The organism is Candidatus Poriferisodalis sp. (assembly GCF_965219595.1).
In the GTDB taxonomy this organism is placed as follows: Bacteria; Actinomycetota; Acidimicrobiia; order Acidimicrobiales; family Poriferisodalaceae; genus Poriferisodalis.
The window spans coordinates 3,017,156-3,040,401 of the sequence record NZ_OZ244781.1; the positions used below are offsets into that span (position 1 = coordinate 3,017,156).

23 protein-coding genes are annotated in these 23,246 nt (G+C 66.2%); 8 read left to right on the top strand and 15 right to left on the bottom strand.

Features of this window, described 5'->3' with window-relative positions:
• Positions 1-28 precede the first annotated feature (28 nt).
• Positions 29-1,342 (bottom strand): dihydroorotase, encoded by a 1,314-nt coding sequence (locus ACOQPE_RS13325; protein ID WP_420609379.1) that lies wholly within the window; start codon positions 1,340-1,342, stop codon positions 29-31.
• A 101-nt stretch (positions 1,343-1,443) separates the two neighbouring features.
• Between ACOQPE_RS13325 and ACOQPE_RS13330 the strand changes: the two genes are divergently transcribed.
• Positions 1,444-2,346 carry a phytanoyl-CoA dioxygenase family protein gene (locus ACOQPE_RS13330; RefSeq protein ID WP_420609380.1) on the top strand — a complete coding sequence of 301 codons (903 nt, stop codon included), beginning with the start codon at positions 1,444-1,446 and terminating at the stop codon, positions 2,344-2,346.
• Between the two features lie 42 nt (positions 2,347-2,388).
• Positions 2,389-3,963 carry a phosphotransferase family protein gene (locus ACOQPE_RS13335; RefSeq protein WP_420609381.1) on the top strand — a complete coding sequence of 525 codons (1,575 nt, stop codon included), beginning with the start codon at positions 2,389-2,391 and terminating at the stop codon, positions 3,961-3,963.
• 22 nt (positions 3,964-3,985) lie between these two features.
• Here the strand turns inward: ACOQPE_RS13335 and ACOQPE_RS13340 are convergent, their stop codons facing one another.
• The 4 genes from ACOQPE_RS13340 to ACOQPE_RS13355 form a co-directional block, all read right to left on the bottom strand.
• On the bottom strand, positions 3,986-4,411 hold the full coding sequence (locus ACOQPE_RS13340) for a DUF1761 domain-containing protein (RefSeq protein WP_420609382.1): 426 nt from the start codon (positions 4,409-4,411) through the stop codon (positions 3,986-3,988).
• A 132-nt stretch (positions 4,412-4,543) separates the two neighbouring features.
• On the bottom strand, positions 4,544-5,479 hold the full coding sequence (locus tag ACOQPE_RS13345) for a cache domain-containing protein (protein ID WP_420609383.1): 936 nt from the start codon (positions 5,477-5,479) through the stop codon (positions 4,544-4,546).
• Positions 5,480-5,542: 63 nt separating this feature from the next.
• Complete coding sequence (locus ACOQPE_RS13350; protein WP_420609384.1) at positions 5,543-6,265, bottom strand: hypothetical protein; 723 nt, start codon at positions 6,263-6,265, stop codon at positions 5,543-5,545.
• 152 nt (positions 6,266-6,417) lie between these two features.
• Positions 6,418-6,888: an SRPBCC family protein gene (locus ACOQPE_RS13355; RefSeq protein ID WP_420609385.1), complete on the bottom strand. Its 471-nt coding sequence runs from the start codon at positions 6,886-6,888 to the stop codon at positions 6,418-6,420.
• A 165-nt stretch (positions 6,889-7,053) separates the two neighbouring features.
• Here ACOQPE_RS13355 and ACOQPE_RS13360 point away from each other — a divergent pair, with 165 nt between their 5' ends.
• The 4 genes from ACOQPE_RS13360 to ACOQPE_RS13375 are packed head-to-tail and all read left to right on the top strand — an operon-like array spanning position 7,054 to position 11,384.
• Positions 7,054-7,953, top strand: coding sequence for an SCO6745 family protein (locus ACOQPE_RS13360; protein ID WP_420609386.1), 900 nt, complete (start codon positions 7,054-7,056; stop codon positions 7,951-7,953).
• Between the two features lie 45 nt (positions 7,954-7,998).
• Entirely contained in the window at positions 7,999-9,732 is a 1,734-nt protein-coding gene (locus tag ACOQPE_RS13365; RefSeq protein WP_420609387.1) for a glutamine--tRNA ligase/YqeY domain fusion protein, read from the top strand.
• Positions 9,729-10,472, top strand: a complete 744-nt coding sequence (locus tag ACOQPE_RS13370; protein ID WP_420609388.1) for an SDR family oxidoreductase — start codon at positions 9,729-9,731, stop codon at positions 10,470-10,472. Before ACOQPE_RS13365 ends, ACOQPE_RS13370 begins: the two co-directional genes overlap by 4 nt.
• A gap of 24 nt (positions 10,473-10,496) precedes the next feature.
• Entirely contained in the window at positions 10,497-11,384 is an 888-nt protein-coding gene (locus ACOQPE_RS13375; protein WP_420609389.1) for a TIGR03619 family F420-dependent LLM class oxidoreductase, read from the top strand.
• A 184-nt stretch (positions 11,385-11,568) separates the two neighbouring features.
• Here ACOQPE_RS13375 and ACOQPE_RS13380 read toward each other — a convergent pair whose 3' ends face one another.
• From ACOQPE_RS13380 to ACOQPE_RS13405, 6 genes are all read right to left on the bottom strand, one after another.
• The gene (locus tag ACOQPE_RS13380) at positions 11,569-12,780 is read right to left on the bottom strand and encodes a thiolase family protein (protein ID WP_420609390.1); all 1,212 of its coding nucleotides are present in this window, start codon (positions 12,778-12,780) and stop codon (positions 11,569-11,571) included.
• A 72-nt stretch (positions 12,781-12,852) separates the two neighbouring features.
• The gene (locus ACOQPE_RS13385) at positions 12,853-13,242 is read right to left on the bottom strand and encodes a Zn-ribbon domain-containing OB-fold protein (RefSeq protein WP_420611396.1); all 390 of its coding nucleotides are present in this window, start codon (positions 13,240-13,242) and stop codon (positions 12,853-12,855) included.
• 165 nt (positions 13,243-13,407) lie between these two features.
• A complete protein-coding gene (locus tag ACOQPE_RS13390) occupies positions 13,408-14,076 on the bottom strand; it encodes a nitroreductase family protein (RefSeq protein WP_420609391.1) in 669 nt (222 codons plus the stop codon).
• Between the two features lie 46 nt (positions 14,077-14,122).
• Complete coding sequence (locus tag ACOQPE_RS13395) at positions 14,123-14,788, bottom strand: hypothetical protein (protein WP_420609392.1); 666 nt, start codon at positions 14,786-14,788, stop codon at positions 14,123-14,125.
• 97 nt (positions 14,789-14,885) lie between these two features.
• Complete coding sequence (locus ACOQPE_RS13400; protein ID WP_420609393.1) at positions 14,886-15,410, bottom strand: proteasome activator; 525 nt, start codon at positions 15,408-15,410, stop codon at positions 14,886-14,888.
• 74 nt (positions 15,411-15,484) lie between these two features.
• Entirely contained in the window at positions 15,485-16,621 is a 1,137-nt protein-coding gene (locus tag ACOQPE_RS13405; RefSeq protein ID WP_420609394.1) for an alkaline phosphatase family protein, read from the bottom strand.
• Positions 16,622-16,669: 48 nt separating this feature from the next.
• On the opposite strand from ACOQPE_RS13405, the gene ACOQPE_RS13410 reads away from it, so the two are divergent.
• Positions 16,670-17,122, top strand: coding sequence for an RrF2 family transcriptional regulator (locus tag ACOQPE_RS13410; RefSeq protein WP_420609395.1), 453 nt, complete (start codon positions 16,670-16,672; stop codon positions 17,120-17,122).
• A gap of 4 nt (positions 17,123-17,126) precedes the next feature.
• Here the strand turns inward: ACOQPE_RS13410 and ACOQPE_RS13415 are convergent, their stop codons facing one another.
• The 3 genes from ACOQPE_RS13415 to ACOQPE_RS13425 are packed head-to-tail and all read right to left on the bottom strand — an operon-like array spanning position 17,127 to position 19,202.
• Positions 17,127-18,077: an RluA family pseudouridine synthase gene (locus tag ACOQPE_RS13415; protein ID WP_420609396.1), complete on the bottom strand. Its 951-nt coding sequence runs from the start codon at positions 18,075-18,077 to the stop codon at positions 17,127-17,129.
• Positions 18,074-18,559, bottom strand: a complete 486-nt coding sequence (lspA, locus tag ACOQPE_RS13420; RefSeq protein WP_420609397.1) for a signal peptidase II — start codon at positions 18,557-18,559, stop codon at positions 18,074-18,076. The genes ACOQPE_RS13415 and lspA overlap by 4 nt, the downstream gene beginning before the upstream one ends.
• A gap of 46 nt (positions 18,560-18,605) precedes the next feature.
• Positions 18,606-19,202: a TraR/DksA family transcriptional regulator gene (locus tag ACOQPE_RS13425; RefSeq protein ID WP_420609398.1), complete on the bottom strand. Its 597-nt coding sequence runs from the start codon at positions 19,200-19,202 to the stop codon at positions 18,606-18,608.
• Positions 19,203-19,311: 109 nt separating this feature from the next.
• Between ACOQPE_RS13425 and ileS the strand changes: the two genes are divergently transcribed.
• Positions 19,312-22,527, top strand: coding sequence for an isoleucine--tRNA ligase (ileS, locus tag ACOQPE_RS13430; protein ID WP_420609399.1), 3,216 nt, complete (start codon positions 19,312-19,314; stop codon positions 22,525-22,527).
• Here ileS and ACOQPE_RS13435 read toward each other — a convergent pair.
• The gene (locus ACOQPE_RS13435) at positions 22,524-23,228 is read right to left on the bottom strand and encodes a hypothetical protein (protein ID WP_420609400.1); all 705 of its coding nucleotides are present in this window, start codon (positions 23,226-23,228) and stop codon (positions 22,524-22,526) included. The genes ileS and ACOQPE_RS13435 overlap by 4 nt on opposite strands.
• Positions 23,229-23,246: the final 18 nt, after the last annotated feature.

The following is a 23,246-nucleotide window of genomic DNA, read 5'->3' on the forward strand; positions in this document are numbered from 1 at the left end:
GTCGCTGGGGCATCTGTGCCCTATGCGGTCACGCGCAGAGGTCGTTGTTGGCTACGACGGGACGGCCAGCGAGCACCGTGTGACGAACGCGGCCGGTCAGTGTGCGGCCCGCCCAGGGCGAGTTGAGGCTGCGCGACTGGAGGTCGGCGGCGCGCACGATCCATGACTCGGTGGGGTCGAACACGGTGACGTTGGCGGGCGATCCCACTGCGATCGGCTGGCCGTGGTCGATGATGCCGGCGATGCGGGCGGGTGCGGTGGAGACCACCTCGACGAAACGCGCTGGTGTCATCTGGCCGGAGGCAACGAGCTCCGACCACACCACCGATGCCATCGTCTCCACCCCGATCATTCCTGGAGGGGCGTCGACCAGTGGCCGCTCCTTGAGCGACGGATGGTGGGGGGCGTGGTCGGTCGCAACAGCGTCGAGCGAGCCGTCGACGATGCCCCGGCGCAGTGCCGCAACATCGTTGGCCAGCCGCAGCGGCGGGTTCATCTTGCCCGTCGTGCCGAGCCGCTCGACGTCGTCCTCGCTGAGCACCAAGTGTTGAGGGGTGACCTCTGCTGTCACCGCCACGCCATCTCGTTTGGCCCGGGCCACCAGATACATGGCCGCGGCGACCGAGAGATGCAACACGTGGTAGCGACCTCCTGTCCGCCGGGCGAGCTCGATGTCCCGGTGGACCACCGAGACCTCTGCCTCGGCAGGCCGGCCGCGTAACCCAAGTCGCTCGGCCACAGCGCCGGCGTTGATGACTCCCCCGGCGACCATCGCAGGATTCTCCGCATGCTGGCTGATCACTGCACCGGGCAGCCGCACGGTCGCGGCCAAGGCGGCTTCCATCAGCGCGTCGTCAGCCACGCAGTCGCCGTCGTCGGTGAAGACGCGCACGCCTGCGTCATACAGTGCCGCCAGATCAGCGAGCCGCTCCCCCGCCCGCCCCTGGGTGATAGCCGCTGATGTCCGGATATCGCACGGCACACCGGCGGCCAGAGCGAGCACCTCGTTGACCATGTCGGGTGTGTCGATCGGCGGGTTGGTGTTGGGCATGATCACGCAGGCCGTCACACCGCCCATCGCTGCACCTGCTGCACCCGAATCCATGTCCTCGCTGTCGGTGGCGCCCGGCGTACGGAAGTGGACCTGGATGTCGACAAACCCGGGCATGATCCACGCATCCGACGCGTCCAGCGTTCGCCGCGCCGCCGGGGCCTGCCCGGCAGGCACTACCGCAGCGATGTGGCCTCCCTCAATGACCACATCGACGGATGCAGCGCCTGCGTCCTCGGATCCGGCCGGAGCGATCAGCCGACCCCCGGTGATCACCAGCTCTGCAGTCATCTGCTCACCCTAAGCAACCAGTCGTGACGGCGGGCGTTCCGCGATCACGCGTTCAGCTCTGCACACAGAATGGCGAGCGGATCGCCCGGTACGGTTTGGGCATGACTCTTGCCGATGTTGCTCCGCCTGCCAGCGATTTCATCTCGGACAGTCAGCGTGCCAGCTACGAGGCGAACGGCTACCTGTGCCTGCCGGGCTTCGTTGGGCCGGAATGGCTCGGCGAGCTGCGTGCTGTGACGGCGGAGTTCATCGACGCCAGCCGCTCAGAAACTGCCTCAGGCAAGGTCTTCGATCTCGAACCCACGCACACGTCCGATGCGCCCCGGCTGCGGCGGCTCATCTCACCGGTCGATCAGCACCCGACCTATGCGCGGTTCACCTTTGAAGGCCCCCCGGCGCAGCTTGCCTCGGCCCTGCTCGGCGGCCCGGTGCGCTACCACCACTCCAAGCTCAACTTCAAGTGGTCTGGCGGCGGCGAGGAAGTGAAGTGGCACCAGGACATCCAGTTCTGGCCGCACACTGACTTCACCCCGCTCACGATCGGCGTCTATCTCGAAGATGTCGATCCTGAGATGTCGCCGATGGGCGTGCTGCCCGGCAGCCACCGGGGTCCGCTGTTCGACCAGTACGCGCCCGACGGGAGCTGGGCGGGGTCGATGGCCGATGCCGATGTGGCAACCCTGGATCTGGACCAGATGGTGTACCTCGGCGGGCCGGCCGGCTCGGTCACCGTTCACAACTGCTGCATGATCCACGGCTCGCTGCCGAACAATTCGCCGCGGCCCCGGCCGTTGCTGCTGCAGACCTACTCGGCGGTCGACTCCTACCCGATCAGCCATATCGGCGCGAACGGCGTGCTGGGATCAAGCGGCGGCCGTATCTGCGGCGGCGAGGCGTCCCAGATGCTCACGATCGGCGGTCGCCAGATGCACGGTGCCCCCGACTGGTCCCGCAAGGGTCCGCCGACCATCTTCGGTTCCCAGCAGAAAGACGCTGACGGCTGAGCAGCGGAGTTTGCGCAGGCGAGATCACGAAGCTGGCAATCCGTGACGAGTGGCGAGCAACAGCACCCGGTGCCTGAGTTCTACTCGGCGCTCGATATCGCAGTACGTCGGGAGATAGCTGATTGCGCCGGCCTGGTCGAGGCCGAGCGGCTCAGCGGCGGGGCCAGCATGGAGACGTACCGGCTGCACTGCCGGCGCGCTTCGGACCCCCAGGCGACGTTCCAGATCTGCCTGCGCCGGGGACCTGGCGGCGAGGACCGCGAAGGAGACAACGTCACCGGAGTGGCCGCAGAGGCGCAGTGCATGACTGTCGCCCGCGCGGCCGGGGTGCCCGAGCCCGAGGTGCTGTACGTGCTGACGCCCGATGACGGCGTCGGCGCGGGGTTCCTGATGGAGTGGCTGGACGGCGTGACGCTCGGAGCCCGCATTGCCCGGCTGCCCGAGCTCGAGAACGCCCGCTCAATGTTGGCGTTCCAGTGCGGTCAGGAGATGGCGCGCATTCACCGCGTCGACGTGCACGCGACGGGACTCGCCCCGGTGCTTCGCCGTTTCGATCCGGCCGACTACTTGGCCGAGACATGGGATCGCTGCAAAGAGATGCCCACGCCGCAGCCGATGATCGACTTCGCCGCTCGCTGGCTGTCCGAGCAGCTCGCAGGGCGCGGAGCCGTCGATTTGACCCTGGTGCACAACGACTTCCGCAACGGCAACATCATGGTGGACGCCGATGTCGGCCTGATCGCTGTGCTCGACTGGGAGACCGCTCACATCGGCGACCCCATGCGCGACCTGGGGTGGATGTGCACCAACTCGTGGCGCTTCGGCCAGCGGCACCTGCCGGTCGGCGGCTTCGGACACTACGAGGACCTGTTTGCCGGCTATGAGAGCGTGGTCGGCCACCCCGTCGATCGGGATCGTGTGCAGTTCTGGGAGGTGTTCGGCTCGTTCTGGTGGGCGGTCGGCTGCCTGTCCATGGCGGATCGTTACCGGATGGGTTCCGACGCCACCGTCGAACGGCCAGGAATCGGCCGCCGCAGCTCGGAGTGCCAGCTCGACTGCGTCAACCTGATCATCCCGGGGTCGGTGGAGTTCCAGCCGTCCGTGCATGAATTGGGTTTGTTGGATCCTGACTTCGGCCGGCGGCCTCAAGGAACGTCGCCGCTCGGCGGTAGTCACACCAGTGCTCACGCGCACGCTGCCGCGGGAGATATGCCCCGCGTGGACGAGCTGCTCGAGAGCGTGCGCGACTTTCTGCACGGCGAGGTCCGTCAGGCCACCGAGGGACGCACGAACTTCCTGGCGCTCGTGGCAGGCAACTCGCTCGACATCGTGTTGCGAGAACGCCTGATCGGGCCGCAGCTGCACCGCTACGAGCTGGAGCGGCTCACTGCGCTGGTCGGCGACAGCGATTCGATGGCCAGCGGCCGCGCCGCTCCGGATGCACAGATCGCCGAGCAGGTCACGGCGTTGCGGTGGCGTCTCGTGCACGCACTGCGCGACGGCTCCATGCCGCTCAACGAGCCCGGGCTCGCCGACTACCTGCGCACCTCAGTCGCCCACCAGGTGGCGATCGACCAACCCAAGTACTCAGCGTTCCGCCACATCGCCACCCTGTGACGGCAGCGGGCGATGCCGGCGGTCAGCGCCAGAGGGCCAGCAGCACACCGATGACGCAATAGGAAATCAGCGGGTAGCCGGCGTTGATCGCCCACAGCCGCAGGCTGCGGCCCTCGAAGGCGTAGTTCACCGCGTGGGAGGTGAGCACGAAACCCACGCCTGCCAGCAGGCCGAGACCAAGCCCCTCGCCGAAGGTATCGGTATCGAGGCCTTGGCCCAGCAGCGCCAGCGCCAAGGTGAAGATGAACGCCAGCACGATCGCCAGCACGTAGGGGTACCACTGGCGTGGCGTGCCCTTCATTGCTTCCATGTCGTCGTCGGTCAGCCCGACTTCGGCCATCCACGGCTTGGCCAGCGTGCCGTACCACGCCGCACCGAGCACCTGGTTGAACACGATCGCCACGATGATCGCCCACCAGTTCAGGCTTCCCAGATCCATTGCGTCCATGTGCGTCCCCTCACGTCCTGGTTGCCGGCGACCGGCTCCCGCGCTGAGCCTAGGTCTCGGCATCTGCCCGCTCGTCCGACGGGGCCGGCGGCCGGGGCCTGTGAAGCGAGGCCGCAGCGAAGCAGCAGATTCTCAGCCGGTCGAGGCGTTCTGGTACCAGCCGCCGCCGATGAGCGTGCCGTCTACGTCGATGAGCCACATGCGCATGGTTTGGGGGCCCTTGGCGTTGACCGGGTTGTCTTTGGCGGTGATCCAGCCGCCTTCGGCCGTAGCCCTGTGCACTGCGGGCCCCAGCAGGTCCTCGATGTCGGTGCCGATGAGGCTGGGGTCGATATGGGCCAGGATCTCGCCATCGGGCGCTGCGAGGATCCCCGTGAAGAACCCGCCGAGTGCACCGGTCGCGTTGTAGTACTCCGCAGTAGGTGTGAGACCAGCGGCGATGCCCTCCGGATCGTTGGAGAACTCGAGGAAAGCTGCCAGGCCGCCGCTGCGAAAATGCTCGGCCGCTTCGGAGAAGAGCCGCGGCGCTAGCTCCTCGGTGTCGACGTACCAGCCCGAGCCGAACAGCAACCCGTCATGGCGGACCACCCAGGCGTTCTTGAACTCGAACACGTCTTCGTCGCCCAGCGTTTGCGTGGCTGGGTTGACATACACGTAGGGCACCCAGCGTCCTGCCTCGGTGGCGGCCAGCATCTCGGGGCCGAAGTTGTAGCCGTTGATGTCGGTGCCCATGGCACCCTTGACGTCCTGCCCGCGCCGGCCGGGGTCGTAGTGGCCGACCACGACATCGTTGCGGTCGATGACGAACACGTACCACTCGTTGTCGATGCTGGCCGGGTCGTTGTAATGGGTAAGCACGGCACCGAGTCCGTCGGTCTCGTAGCGGGCGATGGCCTGGTCGACGACGAACTGCGTGTAGGCCACTGGATCGGACTTCGACGGTGCCACAGTCTCATCGCCAGCGCTGCTGCCGTCACTGCCGGTGCAGCCGGCGATCAGCAACATCCCGGCGACTGCGACGGCGGCCACGGCCCGTGCGAGCCCGCTGGTCTTCAGATCAGCGCGCATCAACAGGGTGGTTCGGCGTTCCCATCGTTGTGCAGCGCCGCGTCCCACTCAAGCCGCGGAGCCCTACAAGCCGCCGGCCACGGTGCAGCTGGTGCTTGTGAGTTCGGGACGTGGGGACGTGTCAGGGACGTTCACAAACCCGGTGATGTTCCAGCTGCCCTGGGCGAGATCCGAAAACGTGGTCGAGAGCCCGCCTGCCGGCGAGTCGATCACACCGTCACCGTCGAAATCGATGTCTTGGAGCGAGGTGAGTTGCCCGACCCTCGGGTAGCCCGTCGAATGCTCCACGAATGTCTCCCAAGCGGTAGCGGTCGATGCTGCTGGCTCGTTCAGCGACGCCGTCACCGTGATCGAGGAGGCAGTCGTCGAACACGAGAGGCTTCCAGGCGAGTCCTCCTCGGGAGTCGTCGTCGTGGTCGTCGGCGTAGTGGCGACTGTGGTCGTTGGCGCAGCCGCTTGGGTAACTGTGCAAGTCGTTTCTCCGAACTTGATCCACGACCCATCGGTGGTCTGCTTCACCACCCACACGGTGTAGGTGCCCGTTGACAGCGACGAGAACGTCACTGAAGCGGTTCCAGAAGCGCTCCTCCACGCCACGATCTGTGATGAGCTGTCGCCCGCGGAGTTCTGCACGAAGGCCTCGTACTGGAAAACGTGGGTCTCGCCGGTCCACGACATCCCGAGCGAGCCCGCGCCCGCCGTACACGTCACGCTGCCGGATGCCTGCGCGCTCGTTGTCAAGAGCGTGCCGGTCACCAGTGCCACGAGAAGCGCAGAAGCCGCCACGCCTCGAAGAGCTCTCCGGGGCTGTGCTCGTGCAGCTCTGCTCATATGAACAGAGCATATGTGTTGTCACCCAGATACAGAGCCCACGTTGACCGGTCAGATGGCTGTCACATACTCGCGACCTCCCGGGCCATCCGGCCGCTCTCAGGAAGTTACGACTCGGCGGCTGCCTTGATGGCTGCGAGGGTTGCAGCCATGCCGGAACGTACGACATCAGCCCTCGCCGCCAACTGTTCGGCACTCAATGGCTGGAGCGTAGGCGGCAGGCTGAGCACATCCCAGATCTCCGTCAGCGATGTGCCGCCCGTGCCATTGGGCGCCATGCGGTAGGTCCAGCGCACATAGGGACCTTCAGGGTCCTGCGGGCGGGTCACCCACTCGAAGCACTCCGACGGCTGGGCCACGGTGACCGTGCAGGGCACACTCCACTCGCGGTCGCCGATTCGGTTGTGCCCTTCGAAGGTCGAGCCTTCAGCAGCAGGCGTATCGCTGGTCCAATCCGCCCCGACATTCTCCGGGCTCCACTCCCCCATCCGAGGCACGTCGGACACCAGGGCATAGACGGCATCGGGAGTGGCCGCGATGTCGACGCTTGCTTCGTGCTGCATTCCATGAACGGTCATGGGCGAAACCGTAGTTTCATCCGTCTGTATGGGCGCAGGAGTCGGCTACGGCCCCGACGAGGCACCGCGATGCAGCCCGCCGCGCCATACCATTGCGGCGACCGCGGCGGGCCGTATTGCCACCCGCTGCCGCCGATGCCGAGAGCTACGGAACGAGGAGCACAGATGGGCGAGATCCCCCGAACCGAGGACCGTCGCAGCCCGATCCGGCGGCTCGGGCGAACGGTTGAGCCGATTCACACCGTCGCTTACTACTCGCCTGAGATCTACGGCTTCAACGACGACGGTTTCAAGGGCTGGTGGCATGCGTACTTCGCGTACCGCTCGGCCCCCATGGGCAGGGTGAGCGCTGCGACCGTGACGTCGGTGTTCTACAACTTCGCCCCACGCATGGTGGAACGGGCGGTGCCGAGCTGCTGGGACATCATGGACCCCGACGCTGTCCGGGCTCGCCAGCTCGAACTCACGACGGCGGCGATGCAACGGGCCTTGGGCGAGTACCCGGATCAGGGCGAGATTGCCGCAGCCGCGTCTGCGCTGCGCAGCTTCGCAGGAGATCTGCCGACCGGGGCTCGACCGCTCTATGCAGGATGGGCAGCGGAGCCGTGGCCGGCCGACAGCACAGGCGGCGGCGATGTGATGGACCTTTGGCACGGCTGCACGCTGCTGCGAGAGTTCCGTTTCGACGGCCACAACATCGCGCTCGCCGCCGGCGATCTGGATCCCGTTGAATGCCACGTGATGATGACCACCGGCGGGCATGGCAACGGGGCCACGATCCAGAAGATCCGGGGCTGGAACGCCGACGAATGGGATGCCGCCTGCCAACGACTCATCGATCGCGGCTGGACCACGGCTGACGGCGAGCAGACTCCCGAAGGCAACGCTGCTCGCCGGGCGGTCGAGCACGACACTGACCGGCTGTCATTGGCCGCGGCCGATGCCTTGCCTCCGGATGATCTCGAGGCCCTGCTGGGACAGCTTGAGCGCATCATGGGCTACCTGGTCGAGACTGGCATCGTGGCGGGCGTCTGGCCGCCGCCGCACGTCACCGTTGCCGCCTGAGGACCTGTGTCTGACCGAGTCGGGACCTCCAGCGGGGCTGCCTCGTTGAGCGAGTCCTCCAACGGCGGTCGCGACTTCATTCGAGACCAAGTCGAGACGGACGTGGGTTCGCAGCGTTTCGCAGGCAGGGTTCAGACCCGCTTTCCGCCGGAACCGAACGGGTATCTCCACGTTGGCCACGCCAAGGCGATCTGCTTGGACTTCACGGTGGCCTCCGAATTCGGAGGCCGCTGCTTTCTGCGCTTTGACGACACGAACCCCGCAACCGAGAGTCCTGAGTACGTCGAGGCCATCGTCGACGACGTGAGGTGGCTGGGCTTCGAACCTGACGAGGTTCGCTTTGCCTCGGACTACTTCGAACAGCTCTACGCATGGGCGGAATACCTGATCGAGCGAGGCCTGGCCTACGTCGACGACCAGGACGCGGAAACCATTTCAGAGGGGCGCGGGGGCTTCGGACAGCCAGGCATCGAAAGCCCCTACCGGGATCGGGAAGCCCCCGAGAACCTGCGCCTGTTCCGGGAGATGGCCGCCGGTCAGCATCCCGAAGGCAGCAGGGTGCTGCGAGCCCGTGTCGACATGCAGCACGAGAACATGCAGATGCGTGACCCGGTGATGTACCGCATCCGCCACGAGCATCACTACCGCAGCGGTGACCGCTGGTGCATCTATCCCACCTACGACTGGGCACACGGCCAGAGCGACGCCATCGAAGGCGTCACACATTCGCTGTGCACGCTGGAATTCAGGGACAACCGGGCGCTGTACGACTGGTACTTGGAACACCTGCCCCTCGCCGAGCTGGGTCATCGGGGCGACCGCCCGCATCAGACTGAATTCGCCCGCCTCGAGTTGACCCACACGATCACCTCCAAGCGAATCCTTCGCCGTCTCGTGGAAGACAGTCATGTGGACGGCTGGGACGATCCCCGGCTGCCCACGCTGCGGGCCCTGCGCAGGCGCGGCTATCCCCCCTCGGCCATCCGGGACTTCTGCGGCTTCATCGGCGTGGCGCGTACCAACAGCCGGCACGCACCCGAGCTGCTCGAATCATTCGTGCGCACCGAGCTGAACGCCACCGCGCCTCGACGGATGGCCGTGCTGCGCCCGCTGAAGCTGGTGATCACCAACTGGCCGACCGACGATGACGGGGAGCCTCTCGTCGAGTACCGGGAAGCTGTCAACAACCCTGAGGATCCGTCGGCGGGCACCCGGCAGGTGCCCTTCAGCGGCACATTGTGGATCGAGCAGGACGATTTCCGGCTGGAACCACCGCCCAAGTACTTCCGACTGACGCCTGGGCGCGAGGTGCGACTGCGCGCCGGCTATTTCGTTCGCTGTACCGACGTGGTGACCGACCCCGATGGAAACGTCACCGAGGTTCGCTGCACCTATGACCCCGAGACCTCTGGCGGTCAGGCTCCAGACGGTCGCAAGGTCAAGGCGACGATCCACTGGGTCAGTGCCGACCACGCCGTGCCCATCGAGGCGGCACTGTACGAACGGCTCTTCCACACCGAGCTGCCAGGTGAGCGAACTGGTGATCCGCTCGACGACCTGCACCCGAACTCACGCGAACTCTGTGCCGGGGTCGCCGAACCCGCGATCGGCGACATCACGCCCGGCCACGTGGTGCAGTTCGAACGCCTCGGCTACTTCTGTGCCGACAGCTCAGGGCCGGACTGTCCCGGCGCACCGCTCTTCCACCGCACCGTCGGCCTGCGCGATGAGTGGGCCAATATCCAGAAGCGCCAACAACAGCAAGGAATACGACGATGAACAACGGCGTGGCCATCATCACCGGCGGCGGTACCGGCATCGGCCGGGCGTGTGCTCTCGCACTCTCGGACGCCGGCTGGAAGACAGTCGTGTGCGGCCGCCGCCGAGAACTGCTCGACGAGGTGGCGGCTCAATGCGCTGCTGACGCACTCGCCGTGACAGCGGATGTGTCGAATCCCTCTGACGTGGACGCCTTGTTCGCCGCCGCCGTCGAACAGTTCGGTCGTGTGGACCTGCTGTTCAACAACGCCGGCATGGGTACCCGCCCGGTGCCGGTGGACGAGCTGCCGATCGACGACTGGATCGCCACGGTCGGGGTGAACCTGACCGGTTCGTGGCTGTGCGCCCGCGCCGCGTTCGCGCAGATGAAGCGCCAGCAGCCCTCCGGCGGTCGCATCATCAACAACGGATCAGTGTCGGCACAGACGCCACGGCCGAACTCGTCGCCGTACACGGCAACGAAACATGCGATCACTGGGCTCACCAAGGCCCTGTCGCTGGAGGGACGGGATCACGGCATCACCGTCGGCCAGATCGACATCGGCAATGCCGAGTCGCCCCTGACGGCCCCGATGGCCACGGGCGTCCCCCAAGCCGACGGCAGCATCCGTGCCGAACCGCTCATGGACGTCGACGACGTAGCCCGTGCAGTGCTGTACATGGCGGAACTGCCCGCCGACACCAACGTGCTCACCATGACCGTGATGGCCAACAACATGCCCCTCGTCGGCCGCGGCTAACTCCTTTTTCCTAGGCTGCGCGGCATGAAGTTCGGATACCTGACAGGCAATCACCACGGCGGCATCGACCCAGGCGACCTGGCGCAAGAACTCGAAGAACGGGGCTTCGCATCGGTGTGGTACCCCGAGCACACCCACATCCCGACCTCCCGCGAGAGCCCTTATCCGAACGGCGGCCAGCTCCCCGGCACCTACTTCCACATGATGGACCCGTTCGTCTCCATCGGCGTCGCCGCTGCACGGACCAGCCAGATCACGCTCGGCACCGGCATCTGCCTCATCCTTCAGCACGACCTCATCGACCTCGCACGCACCGTCGCCAGCGCCGACGCTCTGGCCAGCGGCCGTGTGGTGCTGGGCGTCGGCGTCGGATGGAACAAGGAGGAACTAGCCGACCATCGCCCCGACATGCCCTTCAGCCGCCGCTACGGCGCCATGCGCGAGCGCATCGCTGCAATGCGCTCGATCTGGGCCGACGATCCCGTGCCTGCCTTCGAGGGCGAGTGGGACAGCTACAGCGAGTCGTGGATCTACCCAAAACCCACCAACGGCACCGTGCCCATCGCACTCGGCAACGCCGGCCCGCTGGGCATCCAGCATGCGGCGGAATACGCCGACGAATGGGCGCCCATCGACGTGGGGGTCATGAACACCACTGGCAAGCCCGACGTGCTCGGCGGCATCGAACGATTCCGCCGTCTCGCTGCCGAAGCGGGGCGCGAGAACGCCGACGACATCCCGATCACGCTCTACATCTGGGGCCGGCCCCGCATGGACCGGCTGGAGTCCTACGCCGAAGCCGGCGTCAGCCAGTTCATTCTCACGCCCGTCAACTTCGACCTGCCCTCAGCCGACGAAACCCTGCAGTACCTCGACGAACTCGCCCCCACCCTCGCCGCGTTCAAAAACTAGGTCTTGCTGGGGTGCTCGCCGGAGTACAGTGACCGAAGAGGCCAGCCTCAACCGGGTGGCCGAGTCTGAGATGGCGCTTCACCCGGAGAGGCTGGCCCTCTCGCGAGCGTAATGACGCCCTCACGCTGACACCCAGTGAATTTCGCTGGATTTCGCACAGGCCAGTGGGTCTGCTCGCATGGGGCTAGAGGCCGGAGCGCTCCAGGATGTGCACGCCGCAGCTGGAGCCGAGGCCGATCACGTGCGCCAGGCCGACCTTGGCGTCGGGCACCTGGCGGTCACCGGCCTCGCCACGGACGTGCGTGGCAACCTCGAACAGGTTGGCTACGCCGGTGGCGCCGATGGGGTGCCCCTTCGACAGCAGACCGCCCGACACGTTCACCGGGATCTCCCCGTCGCGCCACGGGCCGCCCTTGTCGATCCACTCGCCGGCGCCGCCGGGTTCGCACAGCCGCAGGTTGTCGTAGTGCCGCAACTCGGCGGTTGCGAAGCAGTCATGCAGCTCCACCAAGTCGAGATCGGCAGGATCCACGCCCGAATCCTCGTATGCCGCGTCAGCGGCGTTGCGAGTGAGCGTGTTGACATCAGGCTGCACCTGGCAACCCTCGGTCCAAGGATCTGAGGTGAGCACCGAAGCTGACACCTTGACCGCACGCCGCTGCTGTTCACGCGGCAGCGTCTTCAGCTTCTCGTCGGAGACCAGCACGACTGCTGCCGAGCCATCGCCGGTCGGGCAGCACATCAGCAGGGTGTTCGGGTAGGCGATCACCTCGGAACTCATGACCTCGTCGAGCGTGAACGCCTTGCGATATTGCGCCAGCGGGTTCAGCGTGGAGTGCTCGTGATTCTTCTGCGCCACTTTGGCGAACTGCTCGAAACCCACGCCGTCGTTCTCGTAGGCGTACTCCATGCCAGCCTGGGCAAACACGCCGGGCATCATGTTGGTGCCGAGACGCCCCTCGACGCCGACGACGGAGCCGAAGCGGCCCTTGCGCTCGAAGACCTGCTTGTCGGAGCGGGCAGCGCGATCGGCACCGAGCATGCCCATCTTGCCCATCTGCTCGACGCCGACCGCCAGGCCCATCTGGGCCTCGCCGGCCTTGATCGCCATCATCACCGTGCGGACCGCCGTCGCCCCCGTTGCGCAGGCGTTGGCCACGTTGTACACGGGAATGCCGGTCTGGCCGAGCTGCTTCTGGAGACGCTGGCCGACGCCGCCGTTGGCCTCGTACAGGCATCCGGCGGCGAGCACGTCCATCTCGGCCATGGTCACCCCGCCATCGTCGAGTGCACCGAGCGAGGCCTCAGCAGCTAGGTCGATGAGGTCTTTGTCGGCATAACGGCCGAACTTGGTCATGGAGGTGCCGAGAATCCACACCGGGTCTTGGTTGCTCATGGGTGCTCCCTATTCATGAGGCGGGTCTGTCGCTTGTCGGTTGGCAGGGTCGGGCGGGTGGGGAATGCAGGCTCAGGCCGCCTCGGGCTCGTAGCCGAAGGCGACGGCTTCGTTGCCGTCGTCGTCGGTGGCAGTGACGTAGGTGGCAAGGCGCACACGCATGCCGAGACTCACGTTGGAAGGCGTGGGTTCGATATTGATGATGTTGCTCTTGACTCGGCCGCCCCCGTCCAGATCGACGACAGCGGAGATATAGGGCGCCGGCACGCCCCGGGCAGCACGATGCACGATGGTGAAGGTCCGCACTGCGCCGGTGTTGGCGAGCCGCCCAGTCGAGAAGTCGCGTGCCCCGCAGGCGGCGCAGGCATTTCGCCGGTCGAAGTAGGTGGCCCCGCATGCATCGCAGACATAGGCGACCAGGTGCGGGTCGTCGCCGAGCTTGAGGTATTCCACCATCGCCATCTGCTTCGGCCCGATCTCATCTGGCGCAGTCTCATCGCCCACGTCAGTGTTCCTCCCGGGTCGGGATCGGCGCGGCCGACCGGTGTTCGATGACCGTTCCCGCAGCAACTTACCAGCGGCTCACCGGCAGACGCCTGTTCCTGAGGCTGAGCGGCAAGGCGGCACTCAACCGCCGGTCCAGCGGCCCCAGTGCACCAACGGGCGGTGGTCCGCTGCCGCCGCTTCGCCCGGCTCGTCGATGATCAGCGGGCGGCGGGGCCTGTCCTGACTCGCCGCCGGACCGCTGGACGCCTCGGCCACCCGATCGGGCCAGCCCAGTGCCACGACGCCGATCGGCTCGTGCGCCGGCGGCACACCGAGAGCCGCTGCCACGGCTGCAGCGTGTTCGAACATGCCGAAGAACAGCACCCCGAGACCTTCGTCGAGCGCGGCATACTGCAGCGCGAGCGCCGCGAACGCCGCATCCACAGTCCAGTACGGCGTCGACCAGGCCTCCGTGCCCGAGCCCAGTCCGGAGCGCTCCTTGTCGGGTTCGCCGTAGCGGTCGATGTACGCGTGCGGGTCGGCCCACAGCGTGATGAGAGCCGGGCAGGCCAGCAACCCGTCCCAGCGAAAGCGCTCGCGACGGTCCGGGGGCAGGGTGGTGTCCCAGTAACGAGCCGTCTCGCCAGGGCCGCGGAGCACAACAAAGTCGAAGCCCTGCGTGTTGCCGGCTGAAGGGACACGGCGGGCGGTATCGAGGATCCGCTCGAGCAGGCCGTCATCGATCCGATCCGGCAGGAAGTGCCGGGTCATCCTGCGGCGACGGGCGAGTTCGCTGAATCCAGAGTTCACCAGCGCACACTCCCCCCGCAGAGGCTGAGCCGATGAGCTGCGAGTGCTACAGCAGCTTCGCGAGATCTTCCCGGCTGGCCCAGCCGAAAGCGATCAGTGCATCGCCGTTGGCCGTATCGAAGCCGTCAAACAGGCCGATCATCGCCGGATCAAGCTTCTCAGGCCGCGGTGCCGTGTGGTTCAGCACGAATGAGGGCCCGCCGTCGCCATACACCTTGAACTCTCGCGCCTTGTATTCGCCCTGCACGTCGAAACGCTTGGCCAGGCGCCGCCCCCAGGCACGGTCCTCGCCGTTGGGCTCGTAGCCGGGGCGGGGCACCACCCGATCAAGCGGTTTGAAGGCCGTGAACGCGGCTGCGTCGGCCATCTGGCAGGCCACCAGCACGTCCTCGTCGGGGAAAGCCAGCACGGCGCGCCGCAGCTGGTCGGTCATCATCGCCCGCAGCGCACTGTCGCGGCGAGCCGAACGCCGTGTGGCGCCGGCGCCCATCAGCACCGTCGGGTCTCCGCCAACCCGCTCAAGCGTGCAGAAGCCGTACGCAGAGAGCTTGGCGCCATCTCGCACATGGGTGATGAGCACCCATGCATCGCGTTGCTTGGACAGGTGGCCGACGTCGAAGTGAACATTCTCGCCGGTAACCAGCTCGGCCATCTCGGAGATCTCAGCATCGCTGAGTGCCGTGCAGTCCTTTGTCTCAACCTCGAGCGCCATGTGATTCTCGCTCCCTGCGATGCTCGCTGGCCGATCCCCCGGTGCCGGCCAGCTGATTCCTTTGGCTATTGCATTGGTTATTGCATGCGGTGATTGCTCACAGATAGACACCGCCCCGACCCGCCGCAGGCGAGCTTTGGGGCTGCCCGCCGGCTTCGAGTGCATTGCTGCGCATCGTGCGCAACTGCCGCTCCGCCATCATCTGCTGCGCTGAGACAGCTGCTTGGATGCCGTGGAAGAGCCCTTCGAGCCATCCCACCAGCTGAGCCTGGGCGACCCGCAGCTCAGGACCCGACGGGATGTCCTCGTCGAACGGCTGCGCAATCCGATTCAGCTCGTCAGCGAGCGGTTCGGACAGTGCTGTTGCCAGTTCGTCAACCGACAGGTGATACACGTCGCGCATGCGATCGCGACCCGCTTCGTCGAGCTCCGCGTGGCGGACTTCTTCGAGCAGCTTGCGAATCATGCCGCCGATGCGCATGAGCTTCGCCGGTTCGGGAACGAAGGCCTCGTCGTCGATGTCGTCTTCCGTGAGTGGTCCGCTCTCCAGCAACTCGCCCTGTTCTGGGTCTGGAACTGGATGGCCGACCACCAGCAAAATGCTATCTGGCGAGAATTCCATCCCCGCCGGGCCGCAGTGCTCCCGGCCGCATAAATGCTGGGCACACGTTGACCCTGCACTGCCGCCTGGATTGTTTAGAGCTGCGCGAACGGCACCAGCATTTCCTCTGCGGTGAGGCCCCCGTGACGGCCGATGAGTGCGTGGTGGGGCTGGTCCTCGTCGGGCATGGTGAAAGCCTGCAGACCTCTGGGCACGAGCGCGACATCACCGAGCCGGCCCCTGGCGGTCTCGGTGACATGACGACCCAGCCACTGTTCGTCGAGTACCTGCTCGACAGGCGCGATCTCTGCAAAACCGGCGTAGCGCTCGCAGGCGGATGCGAGCTCGGATTCGGCCCCGGCACGGGCGTGCAGCCACAGCAGCCTGGCCTCGCCTGACCAGCCGTCGGTGAGTGCTACGACCTCGGGATCGACCATCACCGGAGGTTCGAGCACCTCGACGATGCCGTGATCGGCAGTGACGATAAGCGGCACCTCGGTGGGCAGGTCACTCCGCAAGGCGACAGCCAGACGCTCCGCCTCCGCGAGCGCGGAGTGGTAACGCTCGCCGAGGCCGAACTCGTGAGCGATCTTGTCGACGGTGTCGTAATAGGCGAAGACGAACCGGAGTCCCTCGTCGACGGCACCCCGCACCGCGGCGACAAATCCGGGCAGGTCGTGCCATCCCCAGAACGTTCCTCCTCGCAGGTGGGCACCGGTGAAGCCACTGTGGCGGAATTCGGCGCGCGTCACGACGGCCGTGGGCTGGCCGCAGAAGGGTGCGACGGGCTGTAGCTCGTCAGGCGGCAGCGCATCTCGCACATCCCGACCGCCGGCCCGCCAGCGAAGCGCATTGAGCAGCCCGAGAGGAGTCGCAATGCGGTAACCGACGAGTCCATGCTCACCTGGCGCTGCCCCGGTGGTCAGCGAGGTCATCGCCGTTGCGGTGGTACTGGGAGCAACAGTGGTGATCGGCGGCGCCGCGTCGCTGGCCGCAGCAAGCGACGGTGCGAGCGATCGATGGCGGCGCAACTGGTGCCAGCCGAGACCATCCACGACCAGCAGCACCACCGTGCGTGCTGCTGCAGCAGCATCGCTGACGAGGTCTGCTTCTACGCCGGCGCACAGAGCCGGAGCCGCAGCAGTGACGCAGCGGCCGTCATACGTCGGCAGCATGCGGTCGAGCGCTAATGGCTCGCTGTCGCCGCTGTGCTCGACGGCGTCGCTCTCCACGGTGCTGACCCTAGGAGGCTGAGCCGGTGCCGGGGCTACGCTGCCACCGTGGCGGTCTCGACGCGGGGAGACTACGCGAGCCGCGCGTTGCTGTCCCTAGCCCTCAACGACAACGGCCGGCCGACATCGGTGCGCGATATTGCGGAGCGCACAGGTCTGCCCCAGCCCTACCTGGAGCAGATCCTGCTGGCGCTCAAAGGGGCCGGTCTGGTTCGGTCCAAACGAGGTGTCGGCGGCGGCTACGTCATGGCTCGCGATCCAGCCGAGATCACGATCGGGATGATCATTCGGGCAGTCGACGGCCCGATCGCACTCGGCGATTTCGGCCAGCCTCATCAAGATGGTGCGTGCGACCACGAGGGACAGTGCGTCTTGCTGGCGATCTGGGACTCGGTCGGCCATCGCATGCGTGCCGAATTGGACTCCTACAGCCTCGCTGCAGTGGCCGAGGTCGCCCGGGGCCGCGCGCCGTGGCCCGGGACCACCGACTCAGCCTCTTGACGCTTCACTCCGCCGGGAAAGCCGACGGACCGGTACCGAAGCGCGTCAGCGCCTCGACGAAATCTTCGGGCATCGGGGCCTCGAAGCTCATGTCCGCACCGGTGACCGGGTGCTGGAAGGCCAACCGGATCGCGTGCAGCAGCGGGCGGCCGATGCCGAATGGATCCGGCACGCCGTAGGTCAGATCGCCGAGCAGCGGCAGCCCGATGCTGGCCAGATGCACGCGGATCTGGTGCGTCCGCCCCGTCTCGAGCCGGCAGCGGAGCAGCGAAGCCTCCGTCGGATGCACATAGGTCTCCACGACGCTGTAATGCGTCCGAGCCTCACGACCCTCGGAGGTCACGGCCATGAGCGTTCGATGCTCCCGATCCCGACCGATCGGCGCGTCGATCGTGCCCGTCGGCGAGGAAGGGTGGCCTCGTACGAGGCCTGCATAGGTCCTGCGAACCTGCCGATTCGAAAGTTGCTCGACGAGCACGTCATACGCCCGGGAAGTGCGTGCGCACACCAGGACCCCGCTGGTTCCCCGGTCGAGCCGGTGCACAATGCCAGGACGGCCGGGCTGGCCCACATCGGCCATGTCCGGATACCGCTCAACCAATGCGTCCGCGAGCGTGCCCGCCGCATGTCCGCTGCCGGGATGGGTGATTACTCCTGGCGGCTTGTCCACGACCACAACGTCGGCATCGTCGTACACGACATCAAACCGGACGATCTCACGACGTTGCCCCCGGATCGCTTCCGGCGCCTGCACTTCAGCCATTTCGACCGTCGAACCCGCGGCGACTCGTGCCGAGCTGGCCCGGGCCGGCTGCCCGTCAATCAGAACGGTCCCCTGCGCGACCATCCTGGCCGTGTCTGATCGAGAACGACCGGTGAGCAGCGAGAGCACTCGATCGATGCGCTCACCGGACAGCGACTCCGGTATCTCGAAGCGCTGGGGCCGATCGCTCACCCAGATGCCTCTCGGGCAGCCCTGGCCCGACGCCGGTCGCTTCGATACAGGTGGAACAGCACGATGACCAGCCCGACGGTAATGGAGGCATCAGCCACGTTGAATATCGGCCACCACTGCAGATCGATGAAGTCGACTACTGCGCCCCGTCCCCAGGCCGCGCCGCGAAAGACACGATCGGCGAGATTGCCCAGTGCTCCCCCGATGATCCCGCCAAGGGCCACCGTGGCCCAGCGTCCCTGCACACGACGGCGAGACGACCACAGCACGCCCACGATCACGATGGCCACAATCGCCAGCACCGGGCCGAGACCGCTCCCTGTCGAGAAGGCGAATCCGGTGTTGTGCACGAGTCGCAGGCGCAGCGTCCACACGAGATCGATGATCTGGTCGTCGAGCGCGGCAACGGCCCATGCCTTGGTGATCTGATCCAGGCACACAACCGCGCCGGAGGCGACGGCGATGTTGAGGTTGCGCGTCACACGGTCTCGCGGGGCTGACGGGCGGTTTGCAAACACCTGCTGCCGGTCAGGGCCGACGCCACGCCGGTCCGCTGCTCTTGACCTCCACGCGCATGGAAGCGTGCGGGATCGCTTCCAGGCGCTCCTTGGGGATCGGCTTGCCTGAGACGACGCAGATGCCATAGGTGCCGTCTTCGATTCGCGCCAAAGCCGCATCGATCTCGGCGATCTCCTCACGCTCACGAGCCGAGATCTGCAGCGCCCGATCGCGCTCCACGGCAATGGAGTCTCCCTCACCCGACTCCTCATCGAACTGAACATCGCCCGGCTCGCGTTCGCTCACAAGCTGCTCGGCCTCGGCCTCATATCGCTCAGCATGCTCGGTGTAGCGACGGCGCTCAGCCAGCAACGCTTGCCGTTGCTTTTCGAGAAATACGTCGCCGAAACGGGGCTTTGGAGCCTTGCGCCGGGGTGCGGCCTTCTTCGCAGGTGCCTTCTTGGCCGCGCTCGCCTTCTTCGCAGTGCTCTTCTTTGCTGCGGCCTTCTTCGCAGTGCCTGTCTTCCCTGCGGCAGTCTTGGCCTTTGAGGAATTCGCTGCCCGCTTCCGTGCGGGAGCCTTCTTCGCAGCAGCCTTACGGGCGGAAGCCTTCTTCGCAGTGGCCATGGCTCCTCCCCACAGAAGCGACGCGGCAGTCTAGGTCGCCGATTTCGACTGCGTTTGGCAGTTCGCAACTCCGTTGATTTCCCTGCCTCAGGGGTACCCTCGCTGTCTCGTGGGCTCAGGCGAGGCCCAGGAGGCGCTGGTGAAGCGAGAGCCGACCGACACCGTGTACCCACGTGTACCTGCCCAAGCAGACTTCCCGCAGATCGAGGAACGGATCCTCGCGCGCTGGCACGAGCAAGGCACCTTTGAGACGTCGATCGCGAACAGGTCCGCGGATGACGAGTTTGTCTTCTACGACGGTCCGCCCTTTGCGAACGGGCTGCCGCACCACGGCCACCTACTGACTGGCTACGTCAAGGACGTGGTCCCTCGGTACCAGACGATGCGTGGCCACCGCGTCAACCGGCGCTTTGGCTGGGACTGCCATGGCCTGCCTGCCGAGATGGAGACCGAGCGCGAGCTCGGCGTGAGCGGACGGGCTGCGATCACGGAATTCGGCATCGAACGCTTCAACGCCCAATGTCGTGATTCAGTGCTGCGATATACGGCGGAGTGGCGCAAGACCGTCACCCGCCAAGCACGATGGGTCGACTTCGACGACGACTACAAGACGATGGACCTGCCCTACATGGAATCGGTCATGTGGGCGTTCAAGCAGCTCTGGGACCGCGGTCTCGTCTATCAGGCGTTCCGGGTCATGCCCTACTCGTGGGGAGCGGAGACTCCGTTGTCAAATTTTGAAATCAGACTCGACGACGCCACGAGACCTCGCCAGGATCCTGCCATCACGGTCTGGTTCGAACTCGCCGACACCGATGAGCCGACCGGCGCAAGCAGCACAGCCGGCACAGGCGGTCCGTTGCGACTGCTCGCTTGGACGACAACGCCATGGACGCTGCCATCCAATCTCGCGGTTGCCGTCGGCGAGGAGATCGCCTATGCCGTGGTGCAATCGGAGGCGCTCGGTGCTGGCCGTTACGTCCTCGCGGCGGACTGCCTCGAGCAGTACGCCGCAGACCTCGAGCCGTGCACCGTCGTAGGCACGATGAGCGGCGCTGAGCTCGCTGGCCGCCGCTACTCGCCGATGTTCGAGTTCTTCGCTCATCGCACCGAGGCGTTCCGGGTGCTCGCCGGCGATTTTGTCGACACCACCGAAGGCACCGGCGTGGTTCACCTGGCGCCCGGCTTCGGCGAGGAGGATCAGCTTCTCTGCGAGGCCCACGGCATCGAGATCGCGGATGCAGTACCGGTGGATGACCGGGGCTGTTTCACCCAACCGGTCACGCCGTGGGCCGACCTCAACGTCTTCGAGGCAAACCCGCAGATCATCGCCGAGCTGAAGCGACGCGACAGGGTGCTGCGTCACGACAGCTACGAGCACAACTACCCGCACTGCTGGCGCACGGACACGCCGATCATCTACAAGGCCATCAGCTCGTGGTACGTGAGGGTCACCGAGATCTCCGATCTCCTGGCCGAGACCAACCAGCAGATCAACTGGGTGCCCGGCCATGTACGCGACGGCCGGTTCGGCCAATGGCTGGCAGGTGCCCGTGACTGGTCCATCAGTCGCAACCGATTCTGGGGCTCGCCCATCCCGATCTGGATGAGCGACGACCCTGACTGCCCCCGGATTGACGTCTACGGCAGTCTCGACGAGATCGAGGCCGACTTCGGCATTCGCCCGACGGATCTGCACCGGCCGTTCATCGACGAGCTGACACGCCCGAACCCCGACGACCCCACTGGCCGCTCGACCATGCGACGTGTGCCCGAGGTGCTCGACTGCTGGTTCGAATCGGGATCCATGCCCTTCGCCCAGGTGCACTACCCGTTCGAGAACAAGGAGTGGTTCGAGAGGAACTTCCCGGCTGACTTCATCGTGGAGTACATCAACCAGACCCGCGGGTGGTTCTACACGCTCCACGTTCTGGCGGGAGCGCTGTTCTCCCAGCCGGCGTTCCAGAACGTGATCTGCCATGGCGTGCTGCTGGCCGCCGACGGCAACAAGCTGTCCAAGCGGCTGCGGAACTACACCGAGCCCACCGACATCTTCGCCAACCAGGGCTCCGATGCGCTGCGGTGGTACCTCATGGCGACGAACATTGTCCGGGGCGGCGATACGCGCATTTCCGACAGCGGCATCGACGAGGTCGCCCGGCAGGTGCTGATCCCGATCTGGAACTCATACGCATTCTTCACGCTGTACGCGAATGCCGATGGCTACGAGGCCAAGGTACGAGCCGACTCTCCGCATGTGCTCGATCGCTACTTGCTGGCCAAGACCAGGGCCACGCTGGAATCAGTGACGAGAAGTTTCGACGCATACGATTTGCCGGGGGCCGCCGCCGAGCTGCAGTCATTCATCGACGCGCTCAACAACTGGTACATCCGCCGCAGCCGGACACGCTTTTGGGGCGAATTCACCCGCGTCCTGTCCGCCGAGGGCGGGACCACGGGCGAACCTGACGCCTTCGACACGCTGTACACGGTGCTGCGAATCTTTGCGGCCATGGCGGCCCCGCTGCTGCCAATGATCACCGAAGAGATCTACAGCGGGCTGACCGGCGGTGACAGCGTGCACCTGAGCGACTGGCCCGACCCTGAGACGCTCCCGCTGGATCCTGATCTTGTTGAGCGGATGGATGCCGTGCGCGCTGCGGCCTCCGCAGCGCTGCGAGTGCGCGAGGACGCCGGCTTGCGCGTCCGGCTGCCGCTGCACAGCGTGACCGTGGCTGGCGCCGGTGCCGAGCTGCTCGAACCGTTCGCGCAGCTTCTGGCCGAGGAGATCAACGTGCGGGAGGTGAAGCTCCGCAATGAGCTCGGCGACCTCGCAACCCATGTGCTGCGCCCAGACGGCTCGGTGCTGGGGCCGCGGTTGGGTGCCGCTGTTCAGGATGTCTTCGTGGCCGCTCGAACGGGCGACTGGAGCGTCACCGCCGAAGGCGGGGTGGCTGCCGGAAGCCACGAGCTGCGAGACGGCGAGTACCAGCTCGCTCTGCAACCTTCGGACCCGGCCACGACCTCGGTGCTGGAAGACCAGCAGCTGGTCGTGACGCTGGACGCCACGGTCACACCGGAGCTGGAGGCCGAAGGTGCAGCTCGCGATCTGATTCGCCACATCCAGCAAACGCGCAAGGAGCACGGTCTCGAAGTCACCGACCGCGTCAGTCTGACGATCCGCTGGAGTCCGCCGAATCTAGATGCGATCCGTGAGCATGAGCCATTGGTGGAAGCCGCCGTGTTGGCGGAGGAGATCCACTGGCTCGATGGCAGCGACGAGCCTGATCTCGATCTGGCGGTCTGCTCGCGGGCGGCTGTCTAAGCGGACAGGGGTTCCTTGCGGATCAGCGCATCGAGGAAGGGATCATCGAGTTCGTCGAGCTGGAGCGGTGCCCTATCCGCGTCGATCAGATCGCCGTCGGCTTCATCGGTGTCGTCGTCATCAGCGTCGTCCTGCGAGCCGGAACCGATCGATTCGTATGCGGCGTCAACCCGTTCGGCTGCGGCCAGCGGCGCGACGATCGACGGCATGGCCGCAGTATCCGGCCCGGAGCGCACAGAATCCGCACTCGGCTCCGGTTCGTGCAGCACATCCACATCGCTCGCGGCGCCAGCGTCGGAGCCGGTGCCGTCCTCGAACGGTTCATCGTCGATGTCCGGCTCTGCGACCTCGGTGACCTCGACGGTGTAACCCGCGTCAGCCAGCGTCCTCGATATCTCGGACCGTACGAGACCCGACAGCGCCTCGGTGAGGTCGTCGCTCGCCGTTTTGAACGCTTCGTCCAGTGCCTGGCTGCCTGCCGCCTGCAATGCGGCAAGTGCATCGGCAATCTGCGCCACCGTCTCGGGTGACAGCCGCACTTCCACGGGCTGTGCAGGCCCTCCCGATTCGACGCTGCTCATGCGCTGGTCGATCTCGGATACTTGCGCTGCGAGCGTCGCTAGCTGCGCACCGATCGTCTCGAGCAAGCCCTCGCCCTCGGTATCGGAGGGTTCGACGGGGGGAGAATCAGGGCTCGCCATGGCGCGGAATGTACCAGC